Annotated in this window: 17 protein-coding genes and 1 riboswitch; of the genes, 4 read left to right on the forward strand and 13 right to left on the reverse strand. The window is 66.0% G+C overall.

Annotated features, from left to right (window positions below; all coding sequences use genetic code 11):
- Positions 1-681: 681 nt before the first annotated feature.
- The 6 genes from QRM60_RS13530 to QRM60_RS13555 form a co-directional block, all read right to left on the reverse strand.
- Entirely contained in the window at positions 682-2,262 is a 1,581-nt protein-coding gene (locus QRM60_RS13530) for a CocE/NonD family hydrolase (protein WP_115555387.1), read from the reverse strand.
- A 456-nt stretch (positions 2,263-2,718) separates the two neighbouring features.
- The gene (gene thiL, locus QRM60_RS13535; RefSeq protein WP_115555386.1) at positions 2,719-3,693 is read right to left on the reverse strand and encodes a thiamine-phosphate kinase; all 975 of its coding nucleotides are present in this window, start codon (positions 3,691-3,693) and stop codon (positions 2,719-2,721) included.
- A 110-nt stretch (positions 3,694-3,803) separates the two neighbouring features.
- Positions 3,804-4,283, reverse strand: a complete 480-nt coding sequence (gene nusB, locus QRM60_RS13540; RefSeq protein ID WP_014506644.1) for a transcription antitermination factor NusB — start codon at positions 4,281-4,283, stop codon at positions 3,804-3,806.
- Positions 4,280-4,744, reverse strand: a complete 465-nt coding sequence (gene ribH, locus QRM60_RS13545; protein ID WP_011035936.1) for a 6,7-dimethyl-8-ribityllumazine synthase — start codon at positions 4,742-4,744, stop codon at positions 4,280-4,282. Before ribH ends, nusB begins: the two co-directional genes overlap by 4 nt.
- 112 nt (positions 4,745-4,856) lie before the next feature.
- On the reverse strand, positions 4,857-5,987 hold the full coding sequence (gene ribB / locus QRM60_RS13550) for a 3,4-dihydroxy-2-butanone-4-phosphate synthase (RefSeq protein ID WP_014506643.1): 1,131 nt from the start codon (positions 5,985-5,987) through the stop codon (positions 4,857-4,859).
- Complete coding sequence (locus QRM60_RS13555; RefSeq protein WP_011035934.1) at positions 5,984-6,586, reverse strand: riboflavin synthase; 603 nt, start codon at positions 6,584-6,586, stop codon at positions 5,984-5,986. The genes ribB and QRM60_RS13555 overlap by 4 nt, the downstream gene beginning before the upstream one ends.
- 168 nt (positions 6,587-6,754) lie before the next feature.
- A riboswitch (FMN riboswitch) is annotated at positions 6,755-6,923 on the reverse strand.
- A gap of 218 nt (positions 6,924-7,141) precedes the next feature.
- Here QRM60_RS13555 and QRM60_RS13560 point away from each other — a divergent pair.
- The gene (locus tag QRM60_RS13560; protein ID WP_115555384.1) at positions 7,142-7,765 is read left to right on the forward strand and encodes a hypothetical protein; all 624 of its coding nucleotides are present in this window, start codon (positions 7,142-7,144) and stop codon (positions 7,763-7,765) included.
- Positions 7,766-7,839: 74 nt separating this feature from the next.
- Here QRM60_RS13560 and ribD read toward each other — a convergent pair whose 3' ends face one another.
- From ribD to QRM60_RS13585, 5 genes are all read right to left on the reverse strand, one after another.
- A complete protein-coding gene (ribD, locus tag QRM60_RS13565; protein ID WP_285446381.1) occupies positions 7,840-8,934 on the reverse strand; it encodes a bifunctional diaminohydroxyphosphoribosylaminopyrimidine deaminase/5-amino-6-(5-phosphoribosylamino)uracil reductase RibD in 1,095 nt (364 codons plus the stop codon).
- The gene (locus QRM60_RS13570; RefSeq protein ID WP_228436592.1) at positions 8,931-9,413 is read right to left on the reverse strand and encodes a GNAT family N-acetyltransferase; all 483 of its coding nucleotides are present in this window, start codon (positions 9,411-9,413) and stop codon (positions 8,931-8,933) included. Before QRM60_RS13570 ends, ribD begins: the two co-directional genes overlap by 4 nt.
- Positions 9,410-9,934 carry a transcriptional regulator NrdR gene (gene nrdR, locus QRM60_RS13575; protein ID WP_005997276.1) on the reverse strand — a complete coding sequence of 175 codons (525 nt, stop codon included), beginning with the start codon at positions 9,932-9,934 and terminating at the stop codon, positions 9,410-9,412. Before nrdR ends, QRM60_RS13570 begins: the two co-directional genes overlap by 4 nt.
- 101 nt (positions 9,935-10,035) lie before the next feature.
- Entirely contained in the window at positions 10,036-11,289 is a 1,254-nt protein-coding gene (glyA, locus tag QRM60_RS13580; protein ID WP_042597551.1) for a serine hydroxymethyltransferase, read from the reverse strand.
- 211 nt (positions 11,290-11,500) lie between these two features.
- Positions 11,501-12,019: an RcnB family protein gene (locus tag QRM60_RS13585; RefSeq protein ID WP_285446382.1), complete on the reverse strand. Its 519-nt coding sequence runs from the start codon at positions 12,017-12,019 to the stop codon at positions 11,501-11,503.
- 226 nt (positions 12,020-12,245) lie between these two features.
- Here QRM60_RS13585 and ettA point away from each other — a divergent pair, with 226 nt between their 5' ends.
- Positions 12,246-13,907: an energy-dependent translational throttle protein EttA gene (gene ettA / locus QRM60_RS13590; protein WP_011035928.1), complete on the forward strand. Its 1,662-nt coding sequence runs from the start codon at positions 12,246-12,248 to the stop codon at positions 13,905-13,907.
- Positions 13,908-14,024: 117 nt separating this feature from the next.
- On the opposite strand, the gene def is transcribed toward ettA, so the two are convergent.
- Positions 14,025-14,540 carry a peptide deformylase gene (gene def / locus QRM60_RS13595; protein ID WP_057673241.1) on the reverse strand — a complete coding sequence of 172 codons (516 nt, stop codon included), beginning with the start codon at positions 14,538-14,540 and terminating at the stop codon, positions 14,025-14,027.
- A gap of 261 nt (positions 14,541-14,801) precedes the next feature.
- Positions 14,802-15,224 (reverse strand): arsenate reductase (glutaredoxin), encoded by a 423-nt coding sequence (gene arsC, locus QRM60_RS13600; protein ID WP_285446383.1) that lies wholly within the window; start codon positions 15,222-15,224, stop codon positions 14,802-14,804.
- A gap of 790 nt (positions 15,225-16,014) precedes the next feature.
- Here arsC and QRM60_RS13605 point away from each other — a divergent pair.
- Both QRM60_RS13605 and QRM60_RS13610 read left to right on the forward strand, forming a co-directional pair.
- Positions 16,015-16,431 carry a hypothetical protein gene (locus QRM60_RS13605; RefSeq protein ID WP_014506632.1) on the forward strand — a complete coding sequence of 139 codons (417 nt, stop codon included), beginning with the start codon at positions 16,015-16,017 and terminating at the stop codon, positions 16,429-16,431.
- On the forward strand, positions 16,424-18,082 hold the full coding sequence (locus tag QRM60_RS13610) for a PA domain-containing protein (protein WP_285446384.1): 1,659 nt from the start codon (positions 16,424-16,426) through the stop codon (positions 18,080-18,082). The genes QRM60_RS13605 and QRM60_RS13610 overlap by 8 nt, the downstream gene beginning before the upstream one ends.
- The last annotated feature ends 135 nt before the right edge of the window (positions 18,083-18,217 follow it).

An 18,217-nucleotide genomic window follows, 5' to 3' on the forward strand; every position in this document is an offset into this window, starting at 1 on the left:
CACGAGATTCGCATTCGATAGCGCAGGCGACGCGTCGAACTCAGACAACCACCGCCGCGACTTGATGAACTCCACATCCAAGCATGTCCTTAAGATCATTTAGGACAGCTCCACCGCACGCATGCATCTGGCCACCAACCTAGACCTACAGGGTGCCCCCGAGCCACCGATGCGGCGCCGTTCGAAACAGAAGTCATGCTGCAAAAGCCATTGTCTGGATCACACCGCACTGCTTTTTTGTTTGCACCCCGGCACACCGACATCCTCGACCGGTCCTTGCCCGCTCACCGTCGCGGGACCTTTGGCGGCATGGATGCCGCCAAAGAGCCTACAAGGAGGTACTTGCGGCGTGTCCCGCGATGGTGGGCGGGCAAGGGCCCTACAACGCCCCTCAGTTCGCGCCGTGCAACCAACGCAGACGAAGGGATGAGACACACACTGAAAAGCAGGACACGGCATGCGCGAAGACAGCATCAGTCACGAGCACATGCATGCACTCCGACACAAATCCCCCGCAATACAAAGCACCGATCAATCGATAGCCATCTGCCGGCTTATCGTCTTACGCACGCAAAGCTGCACTTCGCACTGAAGTCCTGCCCACACGCCCAAGCACGCTCCCATCCGACGGCTCTCGGCAGCCTCCTGCCGCCGAGCCTCTTCAGTATCAAAAATACAAGCTCATCGCAGCGGCACATTCAACACCGATGGCGTCGCCACCGGCGACGTAAAGGTCAGCGTGCCGCCGCCGTCGCTGGCATCGGTGTAGCGCGCATCGCGCGTGTCGACCACCAACACCAGGCGCTGGCCAGCCGGGATCTCTGCTGCGGCGGCCTGCAGTGCCCACTCCAGCGTCACCGGCGTGCCGGGCGTTGCGCCGCGCAGCGAATACGGCGCGTGGGTCAGCAGCTGTGCAACGCCCAGTGCATCCATGCGGTACAGATAGGCGAACAGGCTCACCTGCGTCTGGCTGGGCACCACGGTGACCCGCAACGATGGACTGCCGGCCAGGCGGCGCACTCCGCCCGACGGTGCACCCATCCACACCGCCGCACCGGCCCGGTTCACCAGCGGGATGGAAGTGGTCACCGGCAGGCCGATTCCCTGCAACAGCCCACTGGCCAGCACCACGCCAGACTCGGCGAGCGTCGGCACGTCGGTACCAATGCGCGACTGCCAGCCGCTGACAGTGCCGTTGATCAAGCCGCCCGTAGGGCTGAGCAGCCCGCCCGGCGCGGAAAGCCCGAACCGCGTGGCGCCCTGTTGCACCGCCGCCCAGTCCGGGTAGTCCAGCCATTGCCCGGCGCGCGGCGACAGCCGCACTGGCGCTTCGTCGTCCACGCCATTGCGCAGCTGCTTGAGGTGGCGGTCGAACCAGCGCGTGGTCGCCGTGTACACCGCGTTGGGCAGCCCGAGCGCGCCCGGCAATTCGGCGGTGGCATGGTCGCCCTGGCTGAGCAGCAGTTGCTTGGGGCCGCGCAGCTGGTTGTAGAACGCGATGGTCTGGTTGGGCGGAAACAAGCCGTCGTTGAAGGCATTGCCCAGCAGCACCGCGGTGCCGCGCGCATTGAGCGCCGCCACATCGCTCGCGGGGCTACGCGATGCGGCCTGCGGCAGGAAGCCCTGCACCGCGCCATCGTAATCGCCAGCCGCCACCCTGGCGCCGATCCTGGCCAAGTCCGGCCCCGGCCGGCCGGTGAGCGCGCCTGCCCCTACCAGCAGGCCCACGCCCTGCTGGCTCACCGTGCGATTTGAGTACAGCGAGGCTTCCAGATCCGCCCACCCGCTGAGCGCGGCCACCGCCTTGATGCGCGGGTCGCGCTCGGCCGCCAGCAGGCTGATGCCCGCACCATAGGAAATACCCGAGGCGCCAATCGCATCGGGATTGGCCGGCGTATGCGCCAGCGCCCAGTCGATCACCGCGCTGACATCTTCCACGGTGTCCGGCCCGGCGATGTCGATCTGCCCGGACGAATCCCAGAACCCGCGCGAGGTATAGCTGACCACCACATAGCCATCGCTGGCCAACTGGGTGGCGCGCCCGAGATATTCCAGATTCGGCAGCGACCAGCTGGCCGGCATCACGATCAGCGGAAATGGCCCGCTACCCTGCCCTTGCGGCACCAGCACCAGGGCGCCCATCTGCGCGCCGTCCCAACCCGGAATCCGTTCGTAGGTCTTGCTGAAGGCACCGGCCAGAGCCGACGCCGACGACAGCAACAACGCCATGGCGGCAAGACCGCCCATCCAACGCTTGTCCATCGTGTTCTCCCACGCGAGGCCGGGCCGGGATAGCCCAGCGGCAACTGCCATGCATCCGTGGTTCGGGGGAGAACGTGGCGAACGTACCAGACGGTACGGTATGGCTCAAGGGTTGGGAATCGGGAATCGGGAATCGGGAATCGGGAATCGGGAATCGGGAATCGGGAATCGGGAGTCGGGAGTCGGGAGTCGGGACGAGCGACGAGCCGAGCACAGGCAGGGCGATTGGATTGTTGCTTCAGAACTGGCTGACGCAGCTGCGCCCGAATACGTCGGATCAATACGTTTGCCGATTCAAAGGCGCCGTTGCACTGCGCATTCCAAAATCGCGCTCGCTGCGCAACGCGCGATGGTGCCAATCGCATGGTAAGTCACTACAGTCGAATGGACCATCAAAGCGAACGCGTAAGACTCACCCTGCGCCTACCCCACCCGCAGAACACAGCGCCAACCGACTCAGCCGACGAAGTGCTGGTAGCCACGTTGCGGCGGTTGCCATGGGTTGCCGCTGGCATCGTGGACCACCACGCCGGGCGCGGCGACGATGCGCCCGATGCGCGTGGCGGCCACTTGTGCGAATTCCAGTGCCTGCCGCACCGCATCGCGATGCTGCACGGCAGCGGTGAAGCACAGTTCGTAATCGTCGCCGCCGCCCAGTTGCCACGCGCTGTACTGCGTCGCTGTGACGCCGGCGGTGGGTGGCATCTGCGGCAAGGCAGCCAGCGCAAGTTCCGCGCCCACGCCGCTGCGTTCGCACAAATGCCCCAGATCGGCCAACAGACCATCGGACACATCGATGCAGGCATGGGCAAGCCCGCGTAGTCGCAGTCCGGCCTGTACGCGTGGCTGCGGGCGCAGCAGGCGCTGTCGCCACTGCTCCTGCACGGCGTCAGTGGCCGGCACCGTCACGTCTAGGTCGCCGGCCTGCCACAGCGACAATGCCGCCGCCGCCTCACCCAGCGCACCTGTTACCCAGATGTCGTCGCCGACGCGTGCGCCATCGCGGCGCAACGCCGCGCCTGGTGGCAGGCTGCCGATCGCGGTGACCGCGCACGACAACGGCCCGCGCGTGGTGTCGCCACCGACCAGGGCAATGCCGTGCAGATCGGCCAGCGCAAAAAACCCATCGGCGAACGCATCCACCCACGCGGCATCGTCGTGCGGCAACGACAGCGACAAGGTGCACCAGCGCGGCTGCGCGCCCATCGCGGCCAGATCGGAGAGATTGACCGCCAGCGTCTTCCAGCCGAGGTCGGCGGCGTCTGTTTCCAAGGGAAAATGCACGCCGGCATTGAGCGTATCGGCGGTGATTGCCAACTGCTCGCCGGCCGGCGGCTGCAGCAGCGCCGCATCGTCGCCGATGCCCAACGGCACATCGGCCCGCGCAGCAATGCGGGCACGCAGGCGGGCGATCAGATCGAATTCGGGCATGGGGACGGGAATCGGGAGAGGGGAATCGGGAATTGCAAAGGCGCGTCAGGAGATGTCGGAAACGTTGCTCTTACGATTCCCCATTCCCGACTCCCCATTCCAGCGGCGCCTCACGCGCCGCTGGCGCCCGATTCCATCTTGCGCCACTCCACGGCTGCGCGGTCCAGCACGCCGTTGACATAGGTGTGGCCGTGTTCGGAACCAAAACGCTTGGCGGTTTCGATCGCTTCGTTGATCACCACGCGGTACGGCACGTCCTGGCGATACAACAGCTCGTAGGCGGCCAGGCGCAGCACGGCGCGCTCGATCGCATCGACTTCTTCCACGCCACGGTCCAGATACGGCGTCAGCGCGGTATCCAGCTCATTGCGGTTGCTGAGCACGCCTTCCACCAGGCTTTCGAAGTAGGCCAGATCGGCCACTTCATGCGCTTGCTCGTGGGCAAACTGCGCGATCACCTGCTTGGCGAACCCACCGGCGATCTGCCAGGCATACACCGCCTGCAAGGCGCGACGGCGTGCGCGCGAGCGCAGCACCGGGTCGATGCCGTCACGACGTCCGTGGCGGGCGTGTCCACCGGGCTTGCTCATGGCAACAGCTCCATCAAATTGACCAGTTCCAGTGCGGCCAGGGCGCATTCTTCGCCCTTGTTGCCGTGGCTGCCGCCGGCACGTGCCTCGGCATCTTCCACGCGCTCGACCGCCAGCACGCCGTTGAGCACCGGCACGCCGGTCTGCAACTGCACGCTCATCAGGCCTTCGGCGCACAGGTCGGCAACGTGTTCGTAATGGCGGGTATCGCCACGGATGACGCAGCCCAGCGCGATGATCGCCGCATGCTGGCCGCCCTGGGCAACGCGGTTGGCGGCCATCGGGATTTCCCAGGCGCCGGGCACGCGCACCACGTCGATGGCGTCTTCGCCAATGCCGTTGCCGGCAAGGCTCTGACGCGCACCGGTCACCAGGGCGTCGGTGATACGGGCATTCCAGCGGCTGGCGATGATCACAAAGCGCGCGGTGGTGGGGCGAAGATCGCCTTCGTAGTGGGTCATGCGGGTCGGCAACTCGAGGGGGCGGGAAGTTTAACAGCAGCCGGGCAATGCGCCCGGTCTGCACGCCACGGCCGGGCGCGCCTGCGCAGGCCTGGCCGTGGCGGCCGCCGGCTCAGGGCGCGGCGGCCACGCGCGGGGCGGCGCCCGGATGACATTCCAGAAACTCCACCACCTCCAGGCCGAAGCCGGCCAGGCCGACCTGCCGCCGCGGCGTACCCAGCACGCGCAGTTTGCCCAGGCCCAGGTCGGCCAGGATCTGCGCGCCGGCACCGTTGCGGCGCCACTGGCTCACATCCTTGGCGTTGGCGGCCACCTCCGGCTGTTGGCGCAGGCGCGCCAGCAGCGATTCGCTGTCGCGCGGGGCCGACAGCACCACCATCACGCCCTGTCCTTCGGCGGCAATCGCGCGCAGCGCATCGGTGGCGGCCACGCCGAAATCATCGCGCTGCCAATGCAGCAGATCGGCCAGCGGGTTTTCCACCTGCACGCGCACCAGGGTTGGCGTGGTCGGATCCGGGGTGCCACGCACCAGCGCGAAATGCAGGTCGTGCGCGATGCGGTCGCGGTAGGTCACCAGATGGAATGGCCCGAATTCGGTTTCGATCTCACGTTCATCCACGCGCTCGACGGTGTGCTCGTTGGCCAGCCGGTAGGCGATCAGATCGGCGATCGAGCCCATCTTCAGCCCATGCTCGCGCGCGAACACCTCCAGCTGCGGGCGGCGCGCCATGCTGCCGTCGGGGTTGAGCACTTCCACCAGTACACCGGCCGGTTCCAGCCCGGCCAGCATCGGCAGATCGCTGGCCGCCTCGGTGTGCCCGGCGCGCGTCAGCACGCCACCCGGCTGCGCAATCAGCGGGAAAATGTGCCCCGGCTGGCTGAGATCGTGCGGCTTGGCATCCGGCCGCACCGCGGTGCGCACGGTATGCGCGCGGTCGTAGGCGGAAATCCCGGTGGTGACCCCTTCGGCCGCCTCGATGCTGACGGTGAAGTTGGTATGGAACTGCGCGGTGTTGTTGCGCACCATCGGTGCCAGACCGAGCTGCGTGCAGCGCTCGCGGGTCAGCGACAGACACACCAGGCCACGTGCGTGGGTGACCATGAAGTTGATGTCCGACGGCTTGACCAACTCGGCCGCCATGATCAGATCGCCTTCGTTTTCGCGGTCCTCGTCATCGACGATCACCACCATGCGGCCGGCGCGCAGCTCTTCGATCAATTCGGGGACAGGCGCGAAATTCATGCCGCCCCTCGCGTGCCAAGCAGGCGTTCGACGTAGCGCGCCACCAGGTCGATCTCCAGATTCACCGCCGCGCCCACCGCCGTTTCGGAAAACGCGGTATTGGCCACGGTATGCGGAATCAACGCGACCTCGAACCCGGCATCGTCCACCTCATTGACGGTGAGGCTGACGCCGTCGACGCAGATCGAGCCCTTTTTGGCGACATACCGCAGCACCTGCGGCGGCGCCGCAAAGCGCCAACGCTGCGCGCGTGCATCGCCATGCACCGATTGCACCTGGCCCAGGCCATCCACATGCCCGCTGACCAGGTGGCCACCCAGCCGATCGGTGGGCCGCATCGCGCGTTCCAGGTTCAACACCGCGCCTTCCTGCAAGCTGCCCAGCGTGGTCAGCGACAGGGTTTCGGTGGACGCATCGGCCTGGAAACTGGCCGCATCGAACGCGATCACGGTCAGGCAGACGCCGTTGACCGCGATGCTTTCGCCGAGCTGCACCGCCTCGAACGGCAGGCTGCCGGTGGCGAAGGTAAAACGTACGTCGCCGCCCTGCGGCTGGCGCGCGGCCAGGCGGCCTACGCCTTCAATAATGCCGGTGAACATCAGCACGCTCCTGTGGGCAATGGCCGCAAGGCGCGCGTAGAGCGCTGGACTGGCGTGCGGTAGCACGCTGGATGACGCATGGTGGACATAGCCGTTTCTCGCAAAAAAGTTGAGCGAAAAACGCCGCAAGGCAAACAGGCGCGCGCGCAGCCGCAAGGGCTGCGCGTTGGCCGTCTTCTTTCATCCGGACTATACCGTCGGCCCCGGCATCGCACCGGATCTGCTGACCTTCACCGCCGTGCTCTCAGCGAGAGATCGGCAGCGAAGCGCTCGCGGGCTCACACGCTTGCGCATGCATACCGCCGGTGGGGAATCGCACCCCGCCCTGAAGACGTTCGTAAGTACCGGCGAACCGGCGCGTCAATTCTACAGGGCGGCTTCCGGCGATAGCTGACTGCCAAGACATGCCTGGCAGGACGCTGCGTCATGTCGGGAAATTCCCCATAGCCAGAATCGTGAAGGTTTTGTTAAAGTGCGCGCCGCGGCGGGAGACGTCGCTATTTTCGCCCCGCAACGGGACGAAGACACGGACATCAATTCGGAGAGAAACACCCCATGCGTAACCACCTGATTCTGGCCGCCCTGCTGGCAGCCGCACCGTTTGCCGCCTCGGCCGAAGGCCTGAGCTATTCCTACGTGGAAGGTGGCTGGAACCGCACCGAGATCGGCGTCAACGGCGAATCCGACGACATCGACGGCGGCTACGTTCGCGGGTCCTGGCAGATTGCACAGCCGGTGTATGTGTTCGGCGGCTATGAGCGTGCCAACAAGGACTTCAACCTCGGCGGCGGCTTCGTGCTCGAAGGCACCCTGCAGCAGGCCACCCTGGGTATCGGTTACCGCCAGGAAATGACCGAGCGCGTCGACTTCACTGCCGACATCAGCGTGCTGCGCACCAAGGTCGAATCCGACCTGCGCCTGCGTGGCCGCTCGCTCGACGACTCGTCGGACTCGAGCAACCTCGGCTTCGCCAACCTGGGCCTGCGTGGCAAGCCCTCGCCGCGGACCGAAGCCTGGATCAAGGCCGGCTACATCGATGGCAGCGACGTGGACGAAGGCGAGTTCGTCGGCACCCTCGGTGGCCAGGTGAACTTCACCCCCACCTGGGGCCTGGTCGGCGAAGTCCAGTTCATCGACGACGCCAACCAGTACAAGGTCGGCGTGCGCGCGAGCTTCTGATCCAGCGCGTTGAAGACGTAGAGGCCCCGCATGCGGGGCCTTTTTTGTGCTGCGTCAAAAGCACCGCACAGTAACTACGCAGTAGCAACCGGCGCATAGCGCAGTCGCAAATCCTGGCCAATGAGGCGGACATCGAGCAGCTGCAATGCATGCCGCTGCGCCATGGTGTCGATGCCGAGCCCAGCCAGCAGCGGCCGCGCAGTCTCACCCAGCAGCACTGGCGCCATGTAGACCAACAGCTCATCGACCAGGCCGGCCTGCAGCAGTGCGCCGCTCAACGTGGCGCCGGCTTCCACGTGCACCTCGTTGATACCGCGCTCGGCTAGCGATGCCAGCACCGCGGCCAGATCGAAGCGGCCCGCATGCAAGGGCATCGCGGCAAACTTCGCACCTTCCAACGCCGGCGCCGTGACATCGGCGCTGTGCAGATACAAGGTGGGCGCATCGCCCTGGCGAATGTTGGCGCACGCCAGCGTGCGCAAGCCGGCATCGAGCACCACCCGCAGCGGCGGCACGCACGGCGTGTCCTCGCCCAGCCGCACCGTCATCGATGGGTCATCGGCCAGCACCGTGCCGGCACCGGTCAGGATCGCGCCGGCACGTGCGCGCCAGTGCTGCACATCCGCGCGCGCATCGGCACCGGTGATCCACTTCGATTCGCCGCTGGCCATCGCGGTGCGACCATCCAGGCTGGCACCGAGTTTGACCCGCACCCATGGGCGGCCACGCTCCACGCGCGACAGAAAGCCCTGGTTGAGCGCGCGCGCCTGCGCTTCCATCACCCCGCTGTGCACCTGGATCCCGGCATCGCGCAGCAAGGTGAAGCCACCACCATTGACCTGCGGAAACGGGTCCGCCATTGCCGCGACCACGCGTGTGACGCCGGCCGCGATCAAGGCCAGCGCGCACGGCGGCGTGCGCCCGTAATGCGCGCAGGGCTCCAGGGTCACATACGCCGTCGCACCCCGCGCCTGTTCGCCCGCCGCACGCAGCGCAAACACTTCTGCATGGGGGCCGCCGGCACGCTGATGAAATCCCTCGCCCACGCACGCGCCATCGCGCACGATCACGCAGCCCACCATCGGATTGGGGCGGGTGGTGTAAGCGCCGCGCTCGGCCAGGCGCAGTGCCTGCGCCATCCAGCGGTGGTCGTCTGCGCTCACGCTCACCGCACTACTGCCGGTTCGATCTGCATCACCACGATCTGCAGCGGCCCCAGCAACAATTCGGCATGCGCCTGCCAGCCCAGGCGCTGGTAGTACGGCACCAGTGCGGGCTGGCAGTACAGATACAACGCCGCCACGCCCAGATGCGCGGCGGCCTGCACGCAATGCGTCACCAGTGTCTCGCCGATGCCCTGCCCGCGCGCCTGCGGCTGCACGTACAGCGACGCCAGCCACGGCGACCATTGCCGGATGCGCGCATCGTCGTTCTCCAGCAAGCTAACCGAGCCGAGCCACTGCGTGTCATCCAGTGCCACCCACGTGGTGGGAATCACCCCGTCGCGGTCGTGGCTCTGCAGTTCTTCCAATGCCTGATCAAAATTCCAGTCCGGCAACAACGCGCCGAAGGCCTGGAGATGTGCCTGCGCAATGACGGGCAGGAGGTCCGGCGTGTCGGCAACGCAGGCAATGCGCATCACGCTCAACGCTTGCCGGGCTTGCCGGCGCGTTCCAGGGCTGCTTCCAGCAACGGCAGCTGCTCGCTGCCGACCGGGAGTTCGCGTTCGAGCTTTTCGATCTCTTCGCGGAAATCGGCAACGTCCTGAAAACTGCGGTACACCGAGGCGAAGCGCACATAGCCGACATGGTCGAGCTTGCGCAGCTCGACCATCACGTACTCGCCCACTCGCAGCGAACCCACTTCGCGCTCGCCGGACATCCGCAGCTGGTGCACCACCGCACGCACCGCCGCCTCGATCTGTTCTTCGGACACCGGGCGCTTTTGCAGCGCGCGGTCGAAGCTGGTGCGCAACTTGCGCGCATCGAATGCCTCACGCCCGCCATCGCTCTTGACCACCGTCGGCAACTTCAGCTCGATGGTTTCCAGGGTGCTGAAACGCTCGCCGCACGCCTCGCATTCGCGACGCCGACGGATCGTCGTCCCGTCTTCGGACACGCGCGAATCGATCACGCGGGTGTCATTGTGCTGGCAGAAGGGGCAATGCATCAGACGTCCGGGAATAGGGAGAGGGGAATAGGGAATCGGAACAGCGGGGCTATCGCAGCGTTGCTTTTACCATTCCCGTCTCTCCATTCCCGATTCCCGCATCAGCCATACACCGGATATTTCTTGCACTGGGCGGTCACTGCATCGCGCACCTTGGCCAGCACGGCGTCGTCGGCCGGGGCGTCCAGCACGTCGGCGATCCAGTTGGCCAGGTCCACGCAGTCCTGTTCCTGGTAGCCGCGGGTGGTGATGGCCGGGGTGCCCAGGCGCAGGCCCGAGGTGACGAACGGCGAGCGCGGGTCGTTGGGCACCGAGTTCTTGTTGACGGTGATGTGCGCCTTGCCGAGCGCGGCCTCTGCGTCCTTGCCCGAGACATCGCGGCCGATCATGTCCACCAGCATCAGGTGGTTCTCGGTGCCGCCGGAGACGATCTTGTAGCCGCGCGCGATCAGCGTGTTCGCCATCGCCTGCGCGTTCTTGACCACCTGCTGCTGGTAGGTCTTGAACTCCGGCTCCAGTGCTTCCTTGAACGCAACCGCCTTGGCCGCGATCACGTGCATCAGCGGGCCACCCTGGATGCCGGGGAACACTATCGACTGCAGCTTCTTGACCAGGTCCTCGCCCGCGCCCTTGGCCAGGATGATGCCGCCACGCGGGCCGCGCAGGGTCTTGTGCGTGGTCGAGGTGACCACGTGCGCATGCTCCATCGGGCTGGGGTACACACCGGCGGCCACCAGGCCGGCCACGTGCGCCATGTCCACGAACAGATACGCACCGACGCTGTCGGCAATGGCGCGGAAGCGCGCCCAATCGATCTTCTGCGAATACGCCGAGAAACCGGCAATGACCATCTTAGGCTTGTGCTCGGTGGCCAGGCGCTGCACCTCGTCGTAATCGATCAGGCCCTGCTCGTTCACGCCGTACTGCACGGCATTGAACAGCTTGCCCGAGGCATTGACCTTGGCGCCGTGGGTGAGGTGGCCGCCATGGGCCAGGCTCATGCCCAGGATGGTGTCGCCCGGCTGCAGCAGCGCGAGGTACACCGCCTGGTTGGCCTGCGAGCCACTGTGCGGCTGCACGTTGGCATAGTCCGCACCGAACACCTGCTTGATGCGGTCGATGGCCAATTGCTCGGCAATGTCGACGAACTCGCAACCGCCGTAGTAGCGCTTGCCCGGGTAGCCTTCGGCGTACTTGTTGGTCAGCTGGCTGCCCTGGGCTTCCATCACCAGCGGGCTGCAGTAGTTCTCGCTGGCGATCAGCTCGACGTGATCCTCCTGGCGGCCGGCTTCAGCGGCAATGGCCTTGGCCAGTTCGGGGTCGTAGGTTTCCAGTCGAACGTCGCGCGAGAACATGCAGAAGCTCCGGGGGCAGCTGTGGCCAGTAAGACCGCCGATTGTAAGCCTCCGGGGAACGGGTGACCAATCGACCAGGCTGGCCTTGCGACGCAGCACCCAGGCCTGGGCAACGCGGCCCACAAACGCCATGGGCGCACCGAAGTGCGCCCATGTGCAATGCCGGTTGGCCTGACCGGGCTGCCCGGTCAGGCGCTGCCAGCTGTGTTGCTCAATTGTTGAGCACCAGATCGGCGATCACGCCGGTTGCGATCGCCACCAGCAGGAAGTTGCCGGTGTTGTCGCGCTGCCAGCGATAGCCGTACGGCGGGCGACGCAGGTGGTGACGGTCGTAATCGTTGATCACATATACCGGGCCGTTGTAGTAGCCGCCACGCACATAGCGCGGGCCGCCGTAATAGGCCGGGCGGACGGGCTGGTAGGTGTAGACGCGGCGATCGTTGTAGCGGTCGCGGTAGCGCGCGTCCTGGTAACCCTCGCGGTAGCCATTGCTGTAGACGCGGCGGTCCTGGCGCCACTCGCGGCGGTCATCGCGGCGACGGTGGTCGTCCCAGCGCTGCTGGGCCTGCCAGTTGCGGTTGTCGTGACGGTCGTAGTCGCGCCGACGGTCGCGGTCATGACCACGGCGGTCGTGGTCGCGGTCCCAGTCCCCGGCAAATGCGGCCGGTGCGGCGAAGCCCAGCGCCAAGATGGAGGAAAGCACAACGGTGACGATGCGTTTGCGGTTCATGGGATTGCTCCTGTGTGCGATGTCGCAATTGCATTAAGAGGCTGCCCGGCTTAACGCTTTCTTGCTGGAATCGGTTACGAAAACGCCCATTCAGGTGGAAAGTAAGCTGCCGTTTAGCCGCATCTGCGGTCCGGCGGGGGTGAACACTTGCCGGTATAATCGGCGCAATCCCTTTTCCGCTGCCTCCGGCCTCGGCCGGTGGGCTGCCTGCGTCCACGGAGTCCCCATGTCGCAATACATTTACACCATGAACCGCGTCAGCAAGGTGGTCCCGCCCAAGCGGCAGATCATCAAGGACATCTCGCTGAGCTTCTTCCCCGGCGCCAAGATCGGCCTGCTCGGCCTGAACGGCGCCGGCAAATCCACGGTGCTGAAGATCATGGCCGGCGTGGATACCGACTTCGAGGGCGAGGCCCGCCCGCAGGCCGGCATCAAGGTCGGCTACCTGGCCCAGGAGCCGCAGCTCAACCCCGAGCACACCGTGCGCGAGGCGGTGGAAGAAGGCGTGGGCGACGTGCTGCAGGCCCAGGCCGCGCTGGACGCGGTCTATCTGGCGTATGCCGAAGAAGGCGCCGATTTCGATGCGCTGGCCAAGGAACAGGAGCGCCTGGAGGCCATCCTGGCCGCAGGCGATGCGCACACCCTGGAAAACCAGCTGGACGTGGCCGCCGATGCGCTGCGCCTGCCGCCGTGGGACGCCATCGTCGGCAAGTTGTCCGGTGGTGAAAAGCGCCGCGTGGCGCTGTGCCGCCTGCTGCTGCAGAAGCCGGACATGCTGCTGCTCGACGAACCGACCAACCACTTGGACGCCGAGTCGGTGGAGTGGCTGGAGCAGTTCCTGGCGCGCTACACCGGCACCGTGGTGGCGGTCACGCATGATCGCTACTTCCTCGACAACGCTGCCGAATGGATCCTGGAACTGGACCGCGGCCGCGGCATTCCGTGGAAGGGCAACTACACCGAGTGGCTGACCCAGAAGGACGAGCGCCTCAAGCAGGAAGACAATCAGGAAAAGTCACGCCAGAAGGCGATCCAGAAGGAACTGGAATGGTCGCGGCAGAACGCCAAGGGTGGCCGCACCAAGGGCAAGGCGCGTCTGGCCCGCCTGGAAGAGCTGCAGTCGGTGGACTACCAGCGCCGCAACGAGACCAATGAAATCTTCATCCCGCCGGGCGAGCGCCTGGGCAACTCGGTGATGGAGTTCAAGAACGTCTCCAAGAAGTTCGGCGACCGCCTGCTGATCGACAACCTGTCGATGATCGTGCCGCCGGGCGCCATCGTGGGCATCATCGGCCCCAACGGTGCCGGTAAGTCGACCCTGTTCAAGATGATCACCGGTGCGGAAAAGCCGGACTCGGGCGAGATCGTGATGGGCCCGACCGTGCAGTTGTCGTACGTGGACCAGAGCCGCGACAAGCTCGAGGGCAACCACAACGTGTTCCAGGAAATCGCTGGCGGCCTGGACATCCTCAACATCAATGGCGTGGAGATCCAGTCGCGCGCCTACATCGGCCGCTTCAACTTCAAGGGGCAGGACCAGCAGAAGATGGTCGGCTCGCTGTCCGGTGGTGAGCGTGGCCGCCTGCACATGGCCAAGACGCTGCTGCAGGGTGGCAACGTGCTGCTGCTCGACGAACCGTCCAACGACCTGGACATCGAAACCTTGCGTGCGCTGGAGGACGCGTTGCTGGAGTTCCCGGGCAACACCTTCGTGATCTCGCATGACCGCTGGTTCCTGGACCGTATCGCCACGCACATCCTGTCGTTCGAAGGCGAGTCGCACGTGGAGTTCTTCCAGGGCAACTACCGCGAGTACGAAGAAGACAAGCGTCGCCGCATGGGCGATGACGCCGGTCCCAAGCGCCTGCGTTTCAAGGCATTGAAGTAAGCCATCCACGGCGCCCGGATGAGGGCGCTGTCATGAGGCTGGATGGAAAAAGGGCGCCTTGAGGGCGCCCTTTTCTTGTGCGCGTTGCGCCGCGACGCGCGCGCTGCGGGCGTCGCGCTACAGGTCGTAGGACAACACGTCTTCGAAGCCGAAGGTGTCGAAGTTTTCGATGCGCGAGGGATACAGGCGGCCAACCAGATGGTCGTATTCGTGCTGCACCACGCGTGCATGGAAGCCTTCGGCCTCGCGCTCGATGGCGGTGCCGTCCGGGGCAAAGCCGGAATAGCGGATGACGCGGTGGCGGGGAATGACCGCGCGTAGGCCGGGGATCGACAGGCACCCTTCCCAGCCGTTTTCCATCTCATCGGACAGCGGTTCGATCTGCACGTTGGCCAAGGCGGTGCGTGGCACTGCCGGTGCTTCGGGATAGCGCTCGCTGGCCTCGAAACCGAACACCATCAATTGCAGGTCCACCGCGATCTGCGGTGCGGCCAGCCCGACGCCGCGCGCCGCATCCATGGTTTCAAACATATCGGCCACCAACGCGTGCAGCTCGTCACTGCCCAGGTTGGTGACCGGCGGCGCCACGCGCAGCAGGCGCTTATCGCCCATGCGGATAATTTCGCGAATCATGCGGGTGCTCCAGTAAACGATGCGCCGATGGTAGAGCGTGGCGCGTGGTGTGAGGTGTGAGGTGAGCAACCTAGCCCGACAGACCCACGCCAGCCAGCACCGGTGCGCAGTGGCTGCGCGACTGCGGAACCGGAAAGCCTCCCGGAGGCGCGAGCCCTGCGCTGGCGGGCGCGTGGCGGCGCCGTTGCGCGCGCGGCCACGACCGCGGCGGTGTCATCGGCAGGCAGCGCTGCTGGGTCCTAGCACGTTGCCCGCACGACCTCACTGACTAACGCGGCGTCCGGCATTATCGAGCACACGTTCGCCGTCTTCCTTGATGAAGCCGCTGGTCGCCGCCGGCAGCAACTCCAGCACCTGCTCGGACGGCCGGCACAGCCGCACTCCGCGATCGGTGCGCACGAACGGGCGGTTGATCAGGATCGGATGCGCCAGCATCGCGCTCAGCAAGGCGGCATCGTCCAGCGTGGGCTCATCCAGCCCGAGTTCCAGATAGGGCGTGCCCTTCTGGCGAAGCGCATCGCGCACCGACAGGCCGGCCTCGGCAATCAGTGCCTGCAAGGTCGCGCGCGTTGGTGGGTCACGCAGGTACTCGATGATCTGCGGTTCGATGCCGACATGACGGATCAAGGCCAGCGTGTTGCGCGAGGTGCCGCAGGCAGGGTTGTGATAGATGACGGCGTGCATGGGCAACCTGAGGGCGTCACGCCGATGGCGTGGAGGACGGGAGCCAATGGTAGTGGCGTGCACACTGCAGCACGAGCGGTCTCAGCGCCTGCCATCGAAACGCGAACCGCAAACCGTCTGCCGCGCCTAATCAAGCGACTAACGTTGTGCTGCAGGCGCGGCGATGTGGCAACTGCGGTGTACGCGACGTAGCACTTGCCTCCCACCACGTCCGCGTGCGAGCTGCGCATCCGCGCGAGGCGCGGTGACTGCAACTCCTTACGAAACCACTCCGTCCTGCGATCTGATGGCGATGGCAGCAGCGCGCGTTCGCGCCGACCAACCTCCATCGCATCCGATGGCGTGTGCGATGTCGCCGCGTCTGTCTGCGCGATGCCACGGCCAACTCCCGGCAACACCTGCGGCGCCGGCATCTCCGTCTGCCGTACGCCCTTCAGGTCAGACCCGTCGAAAACGCGGAAGCCAACACCTGTGTGGACACGACAACGCTAAGCACCCGCACCTCGTGCGCCAGCTAGCCCTCTCCACCTGCCGTACGCAATCCGATCGCATCCCTCGGAGCTCGGAACAGGCAGAGCACTCAGGCCGACGTAGCATCCCGCGCACAAGGCAAGCGCAGACATGACTATTTCAGGCAACGACTTCGCATTCAGGGGTTGGACGTGTCAAAAAGTTGACACACATCACGGATTCATGATTCAGTCATGAAGAGACTGGAAATGAAGGATTCCCCCGAGCGCCGGTGTCAGTGCGGCGTATTTCCCCTGTTGGACCCAAGGAAACCCCAACGATGATGAGCTTTCGCAAGCCCGGATGGATGCTGTCCGGTGTGTTGTGTCTTGCCTGCCTGCCGGCACTCGCCGCAGCCCAGGATGCAGGAACCAGCAGCTCCAAGGTCGGTATCGACCCGGTCACCGGCAAGTTGCGTGCGCTGACCGCCGAAGAAAGCGCCGCACTGGACCGGCAGGCCGCCGCAGCCCCGGCTGCGCGCAGCGCCCAACGCAGTGCAGTGCCGCAGACCGAGGCGGCCGCCCTGGCCACCGAGCGTCGCCTGCCTAACGGCACCATCGCGCGCAAGTTGCCGGCCACCCAGATGAGCTCCCTGGTTGCGACCCGGCAGGCCGATGGCCGCCTGGTGATCGAGCACAGCGAGGACGCCACCACCCAACCTGCCCACGCCGAGCACGGAGCGCTGCCGCATGAATAAGCCCCTGTTGCTGTTGTCCCTGGGCATCGCCGCCGCGTTGTCGCCGCTGCACGCCTCGGCCGCCATCGTCACCCTGATCAATGGCGATGCCGGCACCAATGTCGGCTTGAACGACCCCACCGCTGCCGCGCCGCTGGGTGGCAACCCGGGCCGGTCGGTGGGTGAGCAGCGGCGCATCGCTTACCAGTACGCCATGGACATGTGGGGCGCGGTGCTGCAGAGCAGTGTCGAGATCAAGGTGTATGCCTCGTTCGCGCGGCTGACCTGTACCGCCACCGGCGGCACCCTGGGCCAGGCAGGCCCGAACTGGATCGTCAACAACTTCCCCGGCGCCAAGGCCAATACCTTGTACCCATCCGCGCTGGGCGATGCGATCGCCGGGCAGGATCTGGTGCCCGACCCGGCCGATCCGGCCGACGTGTTTTCGCAATTCAACGGCGACCTGGGCAAGGACGACTGCCTGGCCGGGTCGGGCTGGTACCTGGGCCTGGACGGCAAGACGCCCGAGGGCCAGATCAACTTCCTCAACGTGGTGATGCACGAGATCGGCCATGGACTGGGCGCGGCGGGCTTCCTCAACAAGACCACCGGTGTGCTCGGCTCGGGCTCCGGCCTGACCGACGTCTATACCGCGCAGGCCTTCGACAACGTGCAGAACAAGCGTTTCGACGACCCCACCATGACCAATGCGCTGCGTGCCGAAGCCATGCGCACGCCCGGGCGGACGGTGTGGGCCGGTACGCGCGTCAACCGCGAGGCGGCGTTGATCCTGGATCCGCGCACGCTGCTGCAGGTGAGCGCGCCCGCCGGTGCGGCCGGCAAGTTCGAAGTGGGCTTTGCCAGCTTCGGGCCGCTGGCCACCGCCGGCAATTTCCCGGCGCGTTCGGTGGTGACGGTGGATGACGGCGTGGCCGCTGCCTCGGCCAGCGACGGTTGCGAAACCCCGTTCGTCAATGCGGCGGCCGTGGCCGGCAAGGTGGCCTTGATCGACCGCGGCACCTGCGCCTTCGCCATCAAGGTCAAGAACGCCCAGCTCAATGGCGCGGTGGGTGTGATCGTGGCCAACAACGCGGCCGGCGTGCAGACGATGGGCAATGCCGCACCGCCGATCACCGACATCACCATCCCGGCGATCATGGTCTCGCAAGCCGACGGCGCGCGCCTGAAAGGCAGCGCCGCGGTGGTGGCAGGGCTGTACGAGGACCCGGAACTGCTGCAGGGCACCGACAGCCAGGGCCGCACGCGCTTGTACGCCCCCAGCGTGGTGGCCGGCGGCTCGACCTTCTCGCACTTCGATACCGACCTGCAGCCGAATGCGCTGATGGAACCGTTCGATACGCCGGAAGTGCAGGCGCAGCTCAACATCGACCTGACCCCGGCGATGTTTGCCGATATCGGTTGGACGGTGAACCGCGGCCTCACCAAGCTGGGCAGCTGCAGCACGCTGGTGCCGACGGTGGAAACCGGCGGGTTGATTCCCGGCGCCAACATCCAGGCCGAGAGCAGCCTGTGCAAGACGCAGAACGCAGGCAACCGCCTGGGTTACCTGGCCTGCATGGACGAGCACGTGCGTGGGCTGCAGGACCAGGGCGCGATCAGCCGCCTGCAGCAGGCGTCGGTGTTCGTGTGTGCGACCAAGGTGCGCCCGTAACCCGGACGCACGGCGGTCAGTCACGGTGTGACCGGAACGGCGCCGCAAGGCGCCGTTCTTCATTGCCGCTGCAGACCAGGCGTGCAACGTGCCCGGCGCGCGCACGCATCACCGCACACCTTGCGCACTGCACTG

Source organism: Xanthomonas sp. fls2-241-TYG-148, from assembly GCF_030208815.1.
In the GTDB taxonomy this organism is placed as follows: domain Bacteria; phylum Pseudomonadota; class Gammaproteobacteria; order Xanthomonadales; family Xanthomonadaceae; genus Xanthomonas; species Xanthomonas campestris.